Origin of the sequence: Massilia cellulosiltytica (assembly GCF_047325105.1) — a bacterium.
In the GTDB taxonomy this organism is placed as follows: Bacteria; Pseudomonadota; Gammaproteobacteria; order Burkholderiales; family Burkholderiaceae_D; genus Telluria; species Telluria orientalis.
This window is the reverse complement of the sequence record NZ_CP168562.1, coordinates 6,253,074-6,269,395: the sequence shown is the minus strand read 5'-3', so window position 1 is coordinate 6,269,395 and position 16,322 is coordinate 6,253,074. Positions and strand designations below refer to the sequence as shown.

Sequence of the window (16,322 nt, the reverse complement as noted above, 5' to 3'; positions counted from 1 at the left end):
TTTGAGGCAGGGAAACTTCCTAAGTTCACTTTTTTTGGCGAAAAATTTCTGTGGCGTAGCAATCCTTCAAGAAAGAAATCGTCGGGTAGTGAGACAATCTTTGCGAACACACCAACATCACCAGGAATTTGGAATGAACGACCGTATGACCTCAGCCCCGGACCAGGGCCTGCCGGCACCGTTATTGGCCGAATTGCAAACCCGCTTCGGCCCCCGCTTCTCGACCGCCGCCGCGGTGCGCGAACAGCATGGCCGCGACGAATCGTCATTCGTCGACGTGAATCCGCCCGACGCAGTGGTGTTCGCCGAGGACGTCGAGGACGTCCAGGCGCTGCTCGCGCTGGCGGGCCGGTACGCGGTGCCGGTGATCCCGTTCGGCGCGGGGTCGTCGCTGGAAGGTCATCTGCTGGCGGTACGGGGCGGCATCAGCCTGGACGTGAGCCGCATGAACCGCGTGCTTGCCATCGATACCGCGGACATGACGGCGACCGTGCAGCCGGGCGTGACGCGGATGCAGCTGAACCAGGCGCTCAAGGGCACGGGACTGTTCTTCCCCGTGGATCCGGGCGCGGACGCGTCGATCGGCGGCATGTGCGCCACGCGTGCCAGCGGCACGAATGCCGTGCGCTACGGCACGATGCGCGAGAACGTGCTCGCGCTGCAGCTCGTCACGGCCGCGGGCGAGATCGTGCATACCGGGACGCGTGCGCGCAAGAGCAGTGCGGGCTACGACCTGACCCGGCTGATGGTGGGCAGCGAAGGCACGCTCGGCGTGTTCACCGAGATCGTCGTGCGCCTGCACCCGCTGCCGGAAGCGCAGTCGGCGGCCGTGTGCTCGTTCCCGGGCATCGCCGACGCGGTAGGCGCCGCGATCGACATCGTCCAATCCGGCATTCCGATCGCGCGCATGGAGCTGATCGACGCGAACACCGTGCGGATGGTGAACCGGTACAGCAAGCTCGATCTGCGCGAAGAACCGATGCTGCTGATGGAATTCCACGGCACGCCGGCTTCCGTGCGCGAACAGGCGGAAACGGTCGAGGCCCTGGCGGGGGAGCACGGCGGCGCGGCGTTCGCCTGGGCGACCGACCCCGAAGCGCGGTCGCGGCTCTGGACGGCGCGCCACCATGCCTATTTCGCGGCCATCGCCTCGATACCCGGCTGCCGCGCGATCAGCACCGACACCTGCGTGCCGATCAGTCGCCTGGCGGAATGCCTGCTCGAGTCGGTGCGCGAAGCGGACGAGATGGGCGTGCCGTATTCGCTGGTCGGGCACGTCGGCGACGGCAACTTCCATTTCGGTTACCTGATCGATCCGCACAAGCCCGAGCAGCGCGAACGCGCGGAACTGCTCAACGCCCGGCTGGTGGCCCGTGCGATTCGCCTCGACGGCACGTGCTCGGGCGAGCATGGCATCGGCATGCACAAGATGGATTTCCTGATGCAGGAAGCGGGGCTGCCCGCGGTGGAACTGATGCGGGCCATCAAGCGGGTGTTCGACCCGCAGAACATCCTCAACCCCGGCAAGGTGTTGTGGGGCGCGGCCGAACAGGGCGCGGTGCGGCGCAGCTGGGCTACGTCCGCGGCAACGCCACCCTGAACATCGTTCCCTTGCCGACTTCGCTCTTCACGGCGATCGTGCCGCGGTGCCCCTGCACGATTCCGTACACGATCGACAGCCCGAGCCCGGTCCCTTTGCCAACGGGCTTGGTCGTGAAGAAGGGTTCGAAGATGTGATCGAGGTGCGCCGGCGCGATCCCGCATCCGTTGTCCTCGATCTCGACCCAGACGACCTTCTCGTCATGGCCGGTGCGCACGATGATCGTGCCCTTGCCCTCGATCGCATGGGCCGCGTTGATGAGCAGGTTCAGGAAGACCTGGTTGATCTGCGAGGGCAGGCAATAGAGCTCGGGGACGCCGGCGTATTCCTTGACGACGTCCGCCTTGTACTTGATTTCGTTCCAGGCCACGTTCAGGGTGCTGTCCAATCCCTGCTCGAGATCGGCCATTTCCTTTTCCGTGCCGCCGGGCCGGGAGAAATCCTTCAGGTTCTGCACGATGTGTTTTACACGCTGCAGGCCTTCCCGCGATTCGGCGAACAGCGCGTCGAGGTCCTGGCGGATGTCGTCCAGGCCGATGTCCTCCTTCATGAAGGCGACCGGTGCGCGGGCGTCGCCCGGCAGCAGCCCTTCGACGCCTTCGAATGCGCTGATGAGCTTCAGGATGTCTTTCGCGTCGCGTTCGAGCGCGCCGAAATTCGAACTGATGAACGCGAGCGGATTGTTGATCTCGTGGGCGACGCCGGCGGCCAGCAGGCCGATCGACGCCATTTTTTCCGATTGCAGCAGCTGGCCCTGCATGTCGCTCAGCTTGCGGATCAGGACCTGCTGCTGTTCCTTCTCCGCTTCCAGCCGCGCATTGGCCTCTTCCAGTTCCTGCGTGCGCTCGCGCAGGCGCTCTTCCATGAGCTTGCGCTGCGTGACGTCGTAGCCGATGCCGACGATACCGTTCACCGCGCCGTCTGCGCCACGCAGCAACACCTTGGTCGTTACGGTCCAGCCCAATTCGCCCGTGTCCTGGTCCTCGACCAATTCCTCGTAATCGAACAGCGAGCGGCCGGAATCCATGACCTGCTTTTCGTCGGCGAAGTATTTGGCCGCCAACTCGGCCGGGAAGAAATCGTAGTCGGTCTTGCCGATCAGTTGCGGCGGCGTTTCGACGCCGGCCAGGCGGGCCATGCGGTTATTCCCGAACAGGAACCGGCTTTCGCGGTCCTTGGCGTAGATGCGGAAGGGGATGTTGTCGACGAGGGTGTGCAGCAGCGTGCGTTCGAACGCCAGTCCTGTCGTCGACTGGTCCTGCCGGCTCTGTTCCCGCAGGGCCGCGTTCGTCAGCGCGATCGACGCCGCGGTGGCGAGGATGTCGAGCAGCGCGGCGTCGACTGCCTGCGCATGCTCCAGCACGACCATGCCGTCGCCGACCGCGAAACAGGTCGTGTCTCCGATACAGGCCGTCTCGCCGGCGGCAGCCCAGTATCCACGTTCGGCGCCGCACAGCGACACCGCAACGGCCACCGTTTCCTGCTGCAGTGTCTCCACACTGGCGTCCGCGGCGAGACGACGTAATCCTTGCGCCAGCGCTGCGAGCCCCGGCTCTTCGGATTTGCTTTCGGAGAACTTTAATTTCGACATGGTAATTTATTCTTGCAGGTTCCTCCCCGTAACTACAAATGGTTTCGACACGATGGGACAAATAGCCACACTCATGCGCCAAATCGATGACGATCTGTTCACACCTTGGCCGCGACAGTCTCCGCGCCTTGCTGGCGACGGCCGGCAGCCCGGTTGACCCAGTAATCGGCGCGCTCGATGCCCAGCGCGGCTGGATCGAATTCCGGATCCTTGCCGGCCGCGCGCTGCGCTTCGTAGTCGCGCAGGCATTTGAAGGCCACATTACGCAGCAGCAGGATCGCGGCGATGTTCAGCCAGGCCATCAGGCCGACGCCCAGGTCGCCCAGCGCCCAGGCCACGTCGGCCGTCTTCACGGCGCCGTACACGGTCGCGCCGATCATGCACACCTTGAGCACGAGCGTCATCCACGGGCGGTGCACGGTGCGGTTGATGTAGGCGATGTTGGTTTCGGCGATGTAGTAATAGGCGACGATCGTCGTGAAGGCGAAGAACAGCAGGGCCAGCGCGACGAACAGCGAGCCGAAGCCCGGCATCACGTTTTCCAGCGCGGTCTGCACGTAGCCCGGGCCCGAGGCCACGCCGTGGACGCCCGTATGGATCGCGGTGCCGTCGGGGCCTTCGACGTTGTACTGGCCGGTGATCAGCAACATGAAGGCCGTCGCCGAGCACACGAACAGCGTGTCGATGTAGACCGAGAAGCCTTGCACGAGGCCCTGCTTGGCCGGGTGGCTGACTTCTGCGGCGGACGAGGCGTGCGGTCCGGTGCCCTGGCCCGCTTCGTTCGAATAGACGCCGCGCTTGACGCCCCACTGGATCGCCATGCCGACGATGGCGCCGAAGCCGGCATCGAGGCCGAAGGCCGAGCTGAAGATCAGCGAGAGCACGCCCGGCAGCTGCTGCCAGTTCAGGAAGATGATGACGCAGGCGACGATGATGTAGGCGAGCGCCATGAACGGCACGACGATTTCGGCGAAGTGGGCGATGCGCTTGACGCCGCCGAAGATGATGAAGCCGAGGGCGATGGCGAGCAGCGCGGCGGTGACGTTGGCGTCGATGCCGGTGGCGTTGCGCAGGCCCTCCGCGATCGAATTCGCCTGCACGCCCGGCAGCAGCACGCCGGTGGCGAACACGGTGACGACGGCGAAGATCCAGGCATACCACTTCATGCCCAGGCCCTTCTCGATGTAGAACGCCGGCCCGCCGCGGAACTCGCGGTCGATCTGTTCCTTGTAGACCTGGCCGAGCGTGGACTCGACGAACGCGGAGCTGGCGCCCAGGAAGGCCACGGCCCACATCCAGAACACGGCGCCGGGGCCGCCGAACGTGATGGCCGTCGCGACGCCCGCGATGTTGCCGGTGCCGACGCGGCCCGCCAAGGTCATGGCCAGCGCCTGGAACGACGATACGCCCTCGGCCGAGCTTTTCCCTTCCATCATGAGGCGCACCATTTCGCGCATGTGGCGTACCTGCAGGAAGCGCGAGCGCACCGAAAAATACAGGCCGGCGCCCAGGCACAGGGCGATCAGGGCCGGGCTCCATACGATGCCGTTGATGGCGTTCACCAGGTCGTTCATTGCTTGCGTCTCCAGGTCAGGGATCAGAGGAAGTGCAGGGCCGCCATCGCGATCAGCGTGGGCGGTGTTGCGGCGGCGAGCAGCCCGAGGGGACTGATCGCGCGGTCGGGGAAGCTGTCTCTCAGGATCGCGGCGCCGGCCGGATTGGGCGCGTTGGCGATCAGGGTCAGGCCGCCGCCCGCGACTGCGCCGCCGACGAGGGCGGTCTTGTACGCGAGGCTGAGTCCGGGCACCTGGGCGCCGAGGTAGGTGAGGGCGGCATTGTCGGTAATGGCCGTGAGCGCGGTGGTGCCGAAGAACACGGCGTCGGCGCTCATGCTGGTCAGCAGCGGCGCGAGCCACCAGGCCTGCAGGCCGCCCAGCACGACGAGGCCGGCCAGGAAGAAGGCGACGAGCAGCGCCTCGCGCAGGATCAGGTTGTCCTGGTAGCGCTGGTAGGCGGCCGTGAAGCCGAGGAAGAACAGGAAGATGCCCATGAAGACCTGCGGATGATGGGCGAAGACAACGATCAGCACGAGGAACAGCAGGTGCGTCGCGATGACCGGCAGCGGCACCGGATCGGCCGCGGCATCCGCCGTATCGCCCAGCGCGAGGAAGGGGCGCCGGAACACGACGAGCAGCAGGATCGTGTTGGTCACGACGGCCAGCGCGGACTTCCAGCCGAAAGTCTGCAGCATGAAGCCGAGGTCCCAGCCCCACGTGGACGCGACCATCAGCACGGGCGGCGCGGCGAACGGCGTCAGGGTGCCGCCGATGGAGACGTTGACGAACAGGACGCCGAGGATGGCGTATTTCAGGCGCGGGCCCGTGGCGCGCGCGAACACGCTGTCGCGCAGCAGCAGCGCGGCCAGCGTCATCGCGGCCGGCTCTGTGATGAAGGCGCCCAGCAGCGGCACGAGGGACAGCACGACGCAGCACAGGGCCATCGTCCGCGGCAGCGGCAGCAGGCGCGCGCCGCTGCGCACGAGCAGGTGGGCGAAGTCGAGGATCGGCCGGCTCCCCGCCACGACCATGATCGCGAACACGAACATCGGCTCCGTGAAGTTGCGCGACTCGAGGTAGGCCACGGACTCGTGGCGGCCGGCGACGCCGAACATGAACAGCATCAGCACCATCGCCCAGAACCCGAACACGACTTCCACTTCGCCGAGCAGGTGCCAGATGCCGGCATGGCGCGGGTGCGTGTGCGCGAGGCGCTCGAAATACTTGACGGAGAAGGTGTGGAGGACGGCCACGCCGAACAGCGCGGCACCGATCATTTGCAGGGTCGTGGGTATGAGCATAGGGTCGTGACAAGGCCGCGTGGCGGCCCGACCAGCGCGTAACACCTGTCACGCCGACATGGCGTGAACACCCCTTATCCCGCGAGTATAACGCACGGCTTGTAAATCTTGCAGCTGAGCGATGACAGCGCTACCATTCCCTGAATAACAATCAGGAGACGCCATGACACACCCGTTCGTCCGGCTGACGGCCGTGCTGCAATTCTCTGTATTGACGCTGGTGGCCTGCGCCGCGCATGCTGCCGCGCACTCCACCGATTCTGTCGACGTCCAACTGGCCGGCCAGCCATCGAAGGCATCCCGCGCCAGCAGCCTGATGGCGCCCACGCAGAACATCTACGCCCGCAGCCACGTGAGCCTGGACGGCCGCTGGAGCTATATCATCGACCCGTACGAGAACGGCTATTACGACTACCGCCACATGCCGTTCGACCAGTCGGACAGCGGCAAGGGCGGCTTCTACGACGACCGCAAGCCGAAGGACAAGACGGAGTGGGTCGAGTACGACTTCGACCACGCGCCCACGATGAAGGTGCCGGGCGACTGGAACTCGCAGGCGGAAAAGCTGCAGCTGTACGAGGGGACCGTGTGGCTGCGCCAGGCGTTCCAGGCCGATCCCAAGCCGGGCAAGCATTACGCGCTGTACTTCGGCGCCGTCAACTACGAGGCGCACGTCTACCTGAACGGTAAAAAACTCGGCATGCACAAGGGCGGCTTCACGCCGTTCCAGTTCGACGTGACGGACAAGCTGGCGAAAGGCCGCAACGTGGTCGTCGTCAAGGCCGACAACACGCGCCACCAGGACGAGATCCCGACCGTGAACACGGACTGGTGGAACTACGGCGGCATCACGCGCGACGTGCTGCTGGCCGAGCTGCCCGCTACGTACATCGCCGACTACAAGGTGCAGCTGGCGAAAGGCGACGCGCGCCGCATCGAAGGTTTCATTCAAATGGCGGGGGACAGCAAGGCGCAGCAGGTGACCGTCAGCATTCCCGAGGCGGGCATCAGGACGACCGTGCGCACGGACGCGAACGGCCGCGCGGCGCTGAACTTCCCCGTCAACAAACTGACGTACTGGTCGCCCGAACAGCCGAAGCTGTACACCGTGGAACTCAGTGGGGGCGGCGACAGGGTCGTCGACCGCATCGGCTTTCGCACCATCGAGACGCGCGGCCAGGACATCCTCCTGAACGGCAAGTCCGTGTTCCTGCGCGGGATCTCGATGCATGAAGAGAATCCGTTGATCCCGGGCCGTCCGCGCGGCGCCGGCGACATGCGCATGCTGCTGCAGTGGGCCAAGGAGATGAACTGCAACTACGTGCGGCTCGCGCATTACCCGCACAGCGAAGAGATGATCCGCCTGGCCGACGAGATGGGCCTGATGGTGTGGGCGGAAGTGCCCGTGTACTGGACGATCTCGTGGACCAATCCTGACACCTACGCCAACGCGAACGCGCAGCTCACGGACCTCGTCACGCGCGACAAGAACCGCGCCAGCGTCGTCGTCTGGTCGGTGGGGAACGAGACGCCGATCGGCGGCCCGCGCAATACCTTCATGAGCAATCTCGCCAAGACGGCGCGCGCGCTGGACGACACGCGCCTCGTGGCGGCCGCGCTGGAAATCCACCGCAAGGGCAGCGACATCACGGTCGAGGATCCGCTCGCGGACTACCTCGACCTCGCCAGTTTCAACGAGTACGCCGGCTGGTACTGGGCGAGCAACGCGGAGATGCTGAATTACCGCTTCGACGTCCGCTACAACAAGCCGGTCGTCGTCACGGAATTCGGCGCCGAGGCGCTGGGCGGCTACCACGCCGACGCCGACACGCGCTGGAGCGAGGAATACCAGGACACCTTGTACCGCAACCAGTTCAAGATGCTGTCCGCGATCCCGGGCCTGCGCGGGATGACGCCGTGGGTGCTCGTCGACTTCCGCTCGCCGCGCCGCCAGCATCCGTACTACCAGGACTTCTGGAACCGTAAGGGCCTGGTCACGGACGCCGGCAAGAAGAAGCTCGCGTTCTGGACCATGAAGCAGTTCTACGACGACGTCCAGCGCAAATACGCGCATTGAATCAGGCTCACGCCAGGCGCCGCACGAGGAGGGCGCCGGCCAGCGCGCAGCCGGCGCCGAGCAGGTAGACGGCGCCGTAGCCGAAGCGGCCCGCCACGATGCCGGCGGCCGGGCCGGCGAGGCCGTAGGCGATGTCGAGGAAGGCGACGAAGGCGCCCATCGCGCTGCCGCGGTTGGCGGGCGGCACGCGCTTCAGCGCTTCCACGCCGAGGGCCGGGAACACGAGCGCGCAGCCGAGGCCCGTGACGAGGGCGCCCGCCAGTGCCGCCGCCTCCGTTGGCGCCTGCCACAGCATGACCTGGCCGGCGGCTTCGACGGCGAGCGACCACAGGGCCACGCGGTAGCCGCCCATGCGGTCCGGCAGGTGGCCGAGGACGAGGCGCACGGCAATGAAGCCGATGCCGAACGCGGTCATCACGAGCCCCGCGTGACCCCAGCCGCGCAGCGCGAAGTACAGCGACGCGAATGCGGTCAGCCCCGCGATGCCGGCACCGGACAGCATCAGGCCCGCGCCCTCGCGCCAGACCTGGCCCAGCACGCGGTGGAACGGCAGCCGGGGCCCCGCCGCCATTGCGTACGGCTGCGCAGCGAGTGCGATGGCGCCGCCCAGCAGCGGCGACAGCACGCACGCCAGCATCGTGGCGCCCGCACCGGAGCGCGCAAACAGCGCCATCCCGGCCGGCGCGCCGACGGCCAGCGCGGCGAAGATGGCAATCCCGGTCCACGACATCGACATGCCGGCGCGCTGCGGCCCGACCGACGCGATCGACCACGCCACGCATCCCGTGACGAACTGGCTTTCGCCGAACCCCGCGGCCAGGCGGCCCACGACGAGGATGGCCAGGCTGGCGCCGGCGGAGAGGCCAGGCAAGGTCGCGACGAGGTACAGCAGCCCGCCGAGCGCCCACCACAGCGCGCCCTGCAGCGCGGCGCGGCGGCCGCCGTGCACGTCGGCGACGCGGCCGGCGTAGCCGCGCGTGGCCACCGTCGCGAGGAACTGGATGCCGATGGCCAGCCCGACGACGGCGCTGCCGAAGCCGAGACTGTCGTGGATGAACAGGGGCACGACGGGCAGCGGCAGGCCGACGGCCAGACAGCCGCAGAACAGCGCGGCGATGACGGCCGGCGCCGGACGGTCGCGGCGGGCCGACGGCATCGACAACGTTTCAGCGGCCGACATGCATGCCTCCCGCGGCCAGCAGATGGTCGCGCGACGCCGTGACGTCGGCGGCGAGGCGGTCGAGGTCGACGCCGAGCAGCGTGCCGTTGCGCTTGCGCAGCCGGCCCGCGACCATCACCGTGTCCACGTCCGCCCGCTCGACCGCCTGCACGATCGTGCCGACGGCATGCGTCACCGGGAACACGGCGGCGCCGTTCGTGCGCACCATGATGATGTCGGCCTGCTTGCCCGGCGCCAGCGTGCCGGTGACGCCTTCCAGGCCGGCGGCGCGGGCGCCGTTGACCGTCGCCGCTTCCAGTACGGCGCGCACCGTGATCGGGGCCGGCACGTCCTGCTCGCCCCGGAAGCGGCGGTTGCGCATGGCGGCGCGCTGCTGGTGGAACAGGGCGTGCATCTCGCCGAACATGTCGCTGCCGAAGGCGGTATCGAGGTCGATGCCGAGCGCCGGCGCCAGGCCGTGGTCGACCGCGCGCTGGTACGCGAAGCTGTCGTCGTCGAAGCCGAACAGCGCGTCCGAGCGCGGATTCACGGTGACGTTGACGCCGGCGTCCGCGAGCCGGCGCCACGTCGTTTCCGGCAGCCGCGTGCAGTGATTGAAGATGTTGTGCGGGCCGAGGATGCCGGGTTCGGAAAACTCGGGGCCGAGCGTGGCGAGGTCGCCGATGAATTCCGTCAGGATGCGCATGTCAAGGCGGCGCGCGGCCTGCCACCATTCGAGATTGAACTGGCCGAACAGGCCCACGCGTACGAGGCTGTTGTCGCCGTTCCACGTGCGCGCGAGGCGTTCCAGGTCGCCCGGCAGGTGGGCGGAGGATGCACCCTTGTCCATCGCCGGACCGACCATGTGCAGCGCGCGGATGCCGCTCGCGGCGAGTGCGTCGAGGGCGGCGTCCGTGTGGTCCGGGCCGCGCGAACCGTGGCAGGCGTCGACGATCGTCGTGATGCCGGCGTCCAGCGACGCGATGGCCGTCAGGTGCGTGGACAGGTACATGTCGCGCGGGCGGTAGTGCCGGCCCAGCGTCTCGGCGACGACGCCGATGTAGGCGAACAGGTCGTCCACGTCCGGCATCAGCCGGCGCAGGGCGCCCAGCCACGCGTGGTGGTGCGCGTCGACGAGGCCGGGCAGCACGATGCAGCCGGTGGCGTCGATGATCTCGGCGTCGCCTTCCGGCAGCGCGGGCGCGATGGCGGCGATGCGGTCGCCGTCGACGAGCACGTCGCCGGTCGCGAGGTCGGGGACGGCGGCGTCCATCGTCACGATGGTGCCGTTCTTGAAGAGGATGGGGCGGGTCATGTCGGGCTCCTTGATCGGGCCGCGCGGGGTGCGCGGCATCCACGACAAGATAGGGCGCCATCGATTTTTGATTAAGATGGTGGCATGCAAATCATTTATGACGAAATTCAAAGGTGAGCCATGGACGGGAGATTGCTGGCGGAGATGAGCGTGCTGGCGGCCGTCGTCGAGACGGGCAGTTTTACGCGCGCGGCGGAGGTGCTGGGCTTGTCGGCGTCGGGCGTGAGCCGCTCGGTGGCGCGGCTGGAGGCGAAGATCGGCGTGCGGCTGCTGGAGCGGACGACGCGCGCGCTGCGCCTGACGGGCGAGGGCACGCGCCTGTACGAACTGGCGGCGCCGCACCTGTCGGGCATCGAGGAAGCGGCGGACGCGGTCGCGGGCGCGGCGGCACAGGTGCGCGGCGTGCTGCGCGTCAGCCTGAATCCGCTGTTCGTGCGCTACGTGCTGGCGCCACGCCTGCCCGAATTCCTCGCGCGCCATCCGGAGCTGGAACTCAAGATGGTGCCGGTGCCGGATGCGGCCGACCTGGTGGCGGAAGGCGTCGACGTCGCCGTGCGCTTCGGGCCGCAGCCGGCATCGAGCATGTCGTCGCGGCTGCTGCTGAACACGCGCGTGCTGACGGTGGCGGCGCCCGCCTACCTGAAGCGCCACGGCCGGCCGAAGGTCCCGCAGGACCTGGCGGGACATGAGTGCCTCCAGTACATCAACCCGCAGGACGGGCGCGTGTTCGACTGGGAGTTCCATCGCGGGAAGGAGGTGCTCGTCGTCGAGACGCGCGGCCGGCTGACGCTGACGGACGGCGACGCCCTCGTGCGCGCGTGCGTGGCCGGCGCGGGCGTCGCGCAGATGCTGGCGCTGGGCTTCGAATCCCTGATCACGGGCGGCGCCCTCGTCGACCTGTTCCCGGACTGGCCGGACGAGCGATTTCCCCTGTACGCGATCCGGCCGTCGCGGCGCCTGCCGCCGGCGGCCGTCGAAGCCTTCCTCGATTTCTGCACGGAGATCTGCCGCGGCCACGCGTGACTGTTGCGTAGCGGGCAACACGGTGGGGTCGCCCGCATGGCTTCTGACGCGCGCGCTTCCTCTCTACGATGCATCCGTGCCCGATCCCCGGGCCTCTTCCAGGAGACCATGATGCTTACCGTAGATTCCCCATTGCGCCCCGCCAGCCACGGCCCCGAAGAACTGGTGCCGTCCCGTTACGCGCTGAAGGTCGGCGACATCGACGTGATGGTGGTCAGCGACGGCGTGCTGCCGTTGCCCGCCACGACGATGGCCACGAACGCCGATCCGGCCGACCTGGCGGACTGGCTCGATCACATGTTCCTGCCGCCCGATAAATTCGACTGGCCGCTGAACGTGCTCGTCGTGCGCAGCGGCGACCAGACCATCCTCGTCGATGCCGGGGTGGGCACGCAGTTCCCGGGCTTCCCGCGCGCCGGCCAGTTCCCGGCGCGGCTGGAGGCGGTCGGCATCGATCTCGCGTCCGTGACGGACATCGTGATCACCCACATGCACATGGACCACGTGGGCGGACTGCTGGCGCCCGGCGTGAAGGAAAGACTGCGCCCGGACGTGCGCATCCACGTGACCGACGCCGAAGTGAAGTTCTGGGCGTCGCCCGATTTCTCGCTGACGGTCATGCCGGAAGCGGTGCCGCCCGTGCTGCGCTCGACCGCCGCGCGCTTCCTGGCCGAATACCGCGACCGGCTGCAGGTCTTCCAGGAGCGCCGCGAGGTCGCGCCGGGCGTGGTGGCCCGCCGCACCGGCGGCCACACGCCCGGTCATTGCGTGGTCGACCTGGCGTCCGGCGGCAAGCGATTGATGTTCGCCGGCGACGCCGTCTTCCCCGTCAACTTCGAGCATCCCGGCTGGCAGAACGGTTTCGAACACGATCCGGAAGAAGCGGCCAAGGTGCGCGACCGCCTGTTCCGCGAGCTGATGATTGATGGCGGGCTGCTGGTCGCGGCGCACCTGCCGTTCCCGTCCATCGGGCGGGTGATGGCGGATGGCGACGCGTACCGTTACGTGCCGGTGTTCTGGGATTACTGACGACGGCGTTCAGTCGCGTTCAGTCGCGCTCAGTCGCGGTCGGGTGCGCCCAGCGGGAACAACGGACGGTAGGACCGCGCCTCGTCCACTGCGCGGGCAAACGACGGCCGCGCCAGCAGGCGCGCGCGGTAGGCGCGCAGCGTCGGGTACTGCGGCCCGATCGGATGCGTCCAGTCCGCGTAGAACAGCGCGGGCGCGGCGGCGCAATCCGCGAGCGAGAACGTGTCGCCCGCCGCCCAGGTGCGCCCGGCCAGGTAGCCTTCGAGCCATTCGTAGGCGAGTTCCAGCTTTTCCGTCGCCGTCGCGACGGCGTCCGCGCGTTTGGCCGCATCGCCCGTCAGCGCGCCGTTCACCGCGTGCTGGACCATGTTCATCACGTGCAGGTCGAAGAAGCGGTCCATGAAGCGCACGTCCAGCGCCGCGAGCGGATCGTCGGGCAGCAGGCGCACGGGCCCCGGATGCGTCAGGTGCAGGTATTCGATGATGATGCTCGTCTCGACGACGTTGCGCGCGCCGTCGACGAGGAGCGGGAATTTGCGCAGCGGCCAGCGCTGCAGCCATTGCGCCGCGTGCTGCGGCGTGTCCGGCCCGAGGCAGCGGAACTCGAAAGGCGTGTCGTTCTCGTACAGCGCGACGAGCACTTTTTGCGTGTACGACGAGAAGGGATGACCGTAGAGTGCGAGCGTCATGGAAGTTCTCAGCCGTTGCCCACGGCGCAGGGCATCCCGGGTTGGCGGGACTGTTCGGGGGTTGTCCAGTATCTCCGGTGTGCTAACTTGTCGTCAATACAAATGTGTGACACGGCAGGGACGACATGACGGACTGGAAGCCGGTGACGGAACTCGGAGTCGATCCGGCCCTGGGGCTCGGCCTGCGCGTTGACACGTGGTAAAGCGTGAACTTGTGACGTCATCCTTTCAGTATCATGAAGGATTACATTACCGGTTTCATGCATGAACCGCCTGATAAACAACCTGCCGTTGTTGCTTGCCGTATTGCCGAACCGGGCGACGGTGAGCGGATTCCTTTCGTTAAACACATCAAGTTGTTGAAATAAGAGGCCGTATGGATCATCAAGAATGGACTCCCGTTACCCACGCATCCTGCGACAACGTCCCGGGCCCTTTCTACCACGGCACCAGAATCCGTTTCCAGCCGGGCGACGTATTAATTCCGGGCCACGCCTCCAATTTCGAGGAAGGCCGCGTCTCCAACAACGTGTATTTCAGCGCGTCCATGGAGGCCGCGATCTGGGGTGCGGAACTGGCGACGGCGCTCGGCGGTGCCGAGGGGCGGGGGCATGTATATATCGTGGAGCCCACGGGGACGTTCGAGGACGATCCCAACCTGACGAATAAACGCTTTCCCGGCAATCCCACGCGCTCGTACCGCACGCGGACGCCGCTCAGGATCGTCGGGGAAGTGGCGGATTGGCAGGGGCACCCGCCGGAGGTGATCCGGCAGATGCTCGACCACCTGGAAGAATTGCGGCGCGCGGGGCGTGCCGTGATCGAAGACTGATCAGTCGCGCGGGCGCTTCTTCGCGCGGCGCGCCGCCAGCAGCGCGGCCACGCCGGCGCCGGCCAGCCACAACGTGCCCGGTTCCGGCACGTCGCCGTGCGGTTTGGTCGGGCTTTTGCCTGGATTTTTGCCCGGATCGTTGGGTTGGCCAGGCTGATCCGTCGGGAGCAGCGTGCCGGGGATCGTGGGGTTTTTCGTGCCCGGATCGGTGTTCGGTTGCGTGTCGCCGCCGCTGGGCGTCGTTCCGTCCGGCGTCGTTCCACCCGTCGTGCCACCAGGCGTCTTGCCCGGATCGCCGCCACCGCCGGAACCGCTGGCGCCCGTGTCGGTCGGGATGCCGCCGTTGCCCGTGCCGCTGTCGGTACCGGTCGGCGTCGTGTCGCTCGACACCTTGGCCAGCGATACCGGCAAGGTGCCGCCATCCCAGATCGGGCCCATGCCGGCACCCTGGATGCCGTTCGGGCCGAAGCTGGTGCGCGTGGGCCCCGTGCCGCCGGCCTGCGCCGTCTCGCCGTTACCGAAGGTCTGCAACTGGTAGCCGTGGCCGGCGGGATTCGTTTCGGTCGCGTAGCCGACCTGTTCCATCGTGCCCTCGTCCTGCTGGGCCTCTTCGACGGACGAATCGAGTTCTTCCTCGCTCGGGCCCTTGGCTTCGACGGGCAGCTGGGGCACGTCGGAAATGCGGTTGCCGCAGCGCGTACGGATCTCGTTCTGGCCGTCGGACAGCAGCGTTTCGCCTTTGGCCAGCTGGAGTCTCTTTGCCGTCCAGAACACCTTGTCGCCCTTGCGGTACGAGACGTACACGGCGCGCGGCTTGTCGACGGTCCTGACGGTGGTCCTGCTTGCCTCGAACGCCGCGTAATGCTCCGCCACGACCTGGTCCACGGCGACGGCATGCGTGAGTTCCTTGCGGTCGAGGACGCCGCCGGGCACGATCGAATACGGATAGACGCGGCGCGTCTTCTTCGTCTCCACCCGGGCCGCGGTGCGCAGCACGGCCGGCGCCGGCGTCGTGGCTGCAGCCGGCGCATGCGCCTGCGCGGACACCGTCGGCGCCGTGGACTCGTGCATCGCGTACGCGTACAGCGCGGCGCACGCCACCACGCCCAGCACGCCGACAGCGGCCAGGCGCTGCTTCAGGCGCGACCCCTTTCTGCTTCGGCGAATGTAGGCGCTGCGGTAGTCCATACGAGGTTCGGGAGAGTGATAGTAGGAGATCTCCTACAGAGTATCATCTTTCCTCGTATCAAATCTACATTATTCTAGAGAAATTCTATTTGCATAGTGCAAATAACGACAGTTGCCCTTCAGCGTTCGACGAGCGCCAGCACGGCCGTGATGTTGTCGCGGCTGCCATGCGCCTTGGCGAGGGCGATCAGCTCGGCGCAGCAGTGCTCCAGCGCTTGCGCATGCGCGCCGGCCAACGCCCGCTCGATGGCGGCGTGCGGCGTGTTGCCGTACAAGCCGTCGCTGCACAGCAGGTACAGGTCGCCGGGATGGGGCGTGCATGCCTTGACGTCGGGCGCGATGGCGGCCGTGGGGCCGATCGCCTGCAGCAGCAGGTTACGCGGCGGGAAGTCGCCGGAGACGCCCGCTTCCAGCGCCTGCTGGTACATCGTCTGGTCGCGCGTGAGCACGGCCAGTTCGCCGTCGCGGTAGCGGTACAGGCGGCTGTCGCCGACGTGGAAGATGACGAGCGGGCCGCCCGGCAGGCTTTGCCAGAAGCCCGTCAGTGTGGTGCCCATGCCGCTGCCTTCGCCGCGGCCGCCTTGCACATTCGCGCCGTACACGCGCGCATTGGCGGCATCGACGGCTTCGTGCACGGCCACGACGGCGGGCATGTGCTCGTCCTGCCAGGTCGCGTCCGGGTCGGCCGCATCGCCGGGCGAGGATTTTTTCGGGTCGGCGGCCGCGAGCGCGTCGCGCACGGTTTCCAGGGCCAGGCAGGCTGCGATTTCACCGCCGTCGTGGCCGCCCATGCCGTCGGCGACGGCCACCAGGCGAAGCGCGGGATCGATGAGGAAGTTGTCTTCGTTGGACTGGCGCACGAGACCGACGTCGGTCAGACCGTACGCGCAGCCGAAGGCGAGGCGGTGGTAGATGCTCGGGGTTAGCTGCTTCCAGGTGCTCATCGAACGCGGTGGATATCA

General features: G+C 67.4%; 13 protein-coding genes. 5 read left to right on the top strand and 8 right to left on the bottom strand.

Features of this window, described 5'->3' with window-relative positions:
* Positions 1–133 precede the first annotated feature (133 nt).
* A complete protein-coding gene (locus ACEN9H_RS27470; protein ID WP_413672797.1) occupies positions 134–1,600 on the top strand; it encodes an FAD-binding oxidoreductase in 1,467 nt (488 codons plus the stop codon).
* On the opposite strand, the gene ACEN9H_RS27465 is transcribed toward ACEN9H_RS27470, so the two are convergent.
* The 3 genes from ACEN9H_RS27465 to ACEN9H_RS27455 form a co-directional block, all read right to left on the bottom strand.
* A complete protein-coding gene (locus ACEN9H_RS27465; RefSeq protein ID WP_413672796.1) occupies positions 1,575–3,191 on the bottom strand; it encodes an ATP-binding protein in 1,617 nt (538 codons plus the stop codon). The genes ACEN9H_RS27470 and ACEN9H_RS27465 overlap by 26 nt on opposite strands.
* Before the next feature lie 98 nt (positions 3,192–3,289).
* A complete protein-coding gene (locus ACEN9H_RS27460; protein WP_413672795.1) occupies positions 3,290–4,765 on the bottom strand; it encodes an alanine/glycine:cation symporter family protein in 1,476 nt (491 codons plus the stop codon).
* Between the two features lie 23 nt (positions 4,766–4,788).
* A complete protein-coding gene (locus ACEN9H_RS27455; protein WP_413672794.1) occupies positions 4,789–6,048 on the bottom strand; it encodes a putative Na+/H+ antiporter in 1,260 nt (419 codons plus the stop codon).
* A 163-nt stretch (positions 6,049–6,211) separates the two neighbouring features.
* Between ACEN9H_RS27455 and ACEN9H_RS27450 the strand changes: the two genes are divergently transcribed.
* Positions 6,212–8,125 carry a glycoside hydrolase family 2 protein gene (locus ACEN9H_RS27450; RefSeq protein WP_413672793.1) on the top strand — a complete coding sequence of 638 codons (1,914 nt, stop codon included), beginning with the start codon at positions 6,212–6,214 and terminating at the stop codon, positions 8,123–8,125.
* 7 nt (positions 8,126–8,132) lie between these two features.
* On the opposite strand, the gene ACEN9H_RS27445 is transcribed toward ACEN9H_RS27450, so the two are convergent.
* The gene (locus tag ACEN9H_RS27445) at positions 8,133–9,305 is read right to left on the bottom strand and encodes an arabinose transporter (protein WP_413672792.1); all 1,173 of its coding nucleotides are present in this window, start codon (positions 9,303–9,305) and stop codon (positions 8,133–8,135) included.
* A complete protein-coding gene (locus ACEN9H_RS27440) occupies positions 9,292–10,599 on the bottom strand; it encodes an amidohydrolase family protein (protein ID WP_413672791.1) in 1,308 nt (435 codons plus the stop codon). The genes ACEN9H_RS27445 and ACEN9H_RS27440 overlap by 14 nt, the downstream gene beginning before the upstream one ends.
* 120 nt (positions 10,600–10,719) lie before the next feature.
* Here ACEN9H_RS27440 and ACEN9H_RS27435 point away from each other — a divergent pair, with 120 nt between their 5' ends.
* Both ACEN9H_RS27435 and ACEN9H_RS27430 read left to right on the top strand, forming a co-directional pair.
* The gene (locus ACEN9H_RS27435; RefSeq protein WP_413672790.1) at positions 10,720–11,622 is read left to right on the top strand and encodes a LysR family transcriptional regulator; all 903 of its coding nucleotides are present in this window, start codon (positions 10,720–10,722) and stop codon (positions 11,620–11,622) included.
* A 111-nt stretch (positions 11,623–11,733) separates the two neighbouring features.
* Positions 11,734–12,651 (top strand): MBL fold metallo-hydrolase, encoded by a 918-nt coding sequence (locus ACEN9H_RS27430; RefSeq protein WP_413675641.1) that lies wholly within the window; start codon positions 11,734–11,736, stop codon positions 12,649–12,651.
* Positions 12,652–12,680: 29 nt separating this feature from the next.
* Here ACEN9H_RS27430 and ACEN9H_RS27425 read toward each other — a convergent pair whose 3' ends face one another.
* Positions 12,681–13,340 (bottom strand): glutathione S-transferase family protein, encoded by a 660-nt coding sequence (locus ACEN9H_RS27425; RefSeq protein WP_413672789.1) that lies wholly within the window; start codon positions 13,338–13,340, stop codon positions 12,681–12,683.
* A gap of 376 nt (positions 13,341–13,716) precedes the next feature.
* Here ACEN9H_RS27425 and arr point away from each other — a divergent pair, with 376 nt between their 5' ends.
* Positions 13,717–14,172, top strand: coding sequence for an NAD(+)--rifampin ADP-ribosyltransferase (gene arr / locus ACEN9H_RS27420; protein WP_413672788.1), 456 nt, complete (start codon positions 13,717–13,719; stop codon positions 14,170–14,172).
* Here arr and ACEN9H_RS27415 read toward each other — a convergent pair whose 3' ends face one another.
* Together ACEN9H_RS27415 and ACEN9H_RS27410 are read right to left on the bottom strand one after the other, a co-directional pair.
* On the bottom strand, positions 14,173–15,360 hold the full coding sequence (locus ACEN9H_RS27415) for a PEP-CTERM sorting domain-containing protein (protein ID WP_413672787.1): 1,188 nt from the start codon (positions 15,358–15,360) through the stop codon (positions 14,173–14,175). It abuts the gene before it with no gap.
* 119 nt (positions 15,361–15,479) lie between these two features.
* Positions 15,480–16,304 carry a PP2C family protein-serine/threonine phosphatase gene (locus ACEN9H_RS27410; protein ID WP_413672786.1) on the bottom strand — a complete coding sequence of 275 codons (825 nt, stop codon included), beginning with the start codon at positions 16,302–16,304 and terminating at the stop codon, positions 15,480–15,482.
* Positions 16,305–16,322: the final 18 nt, after the last annotated feature.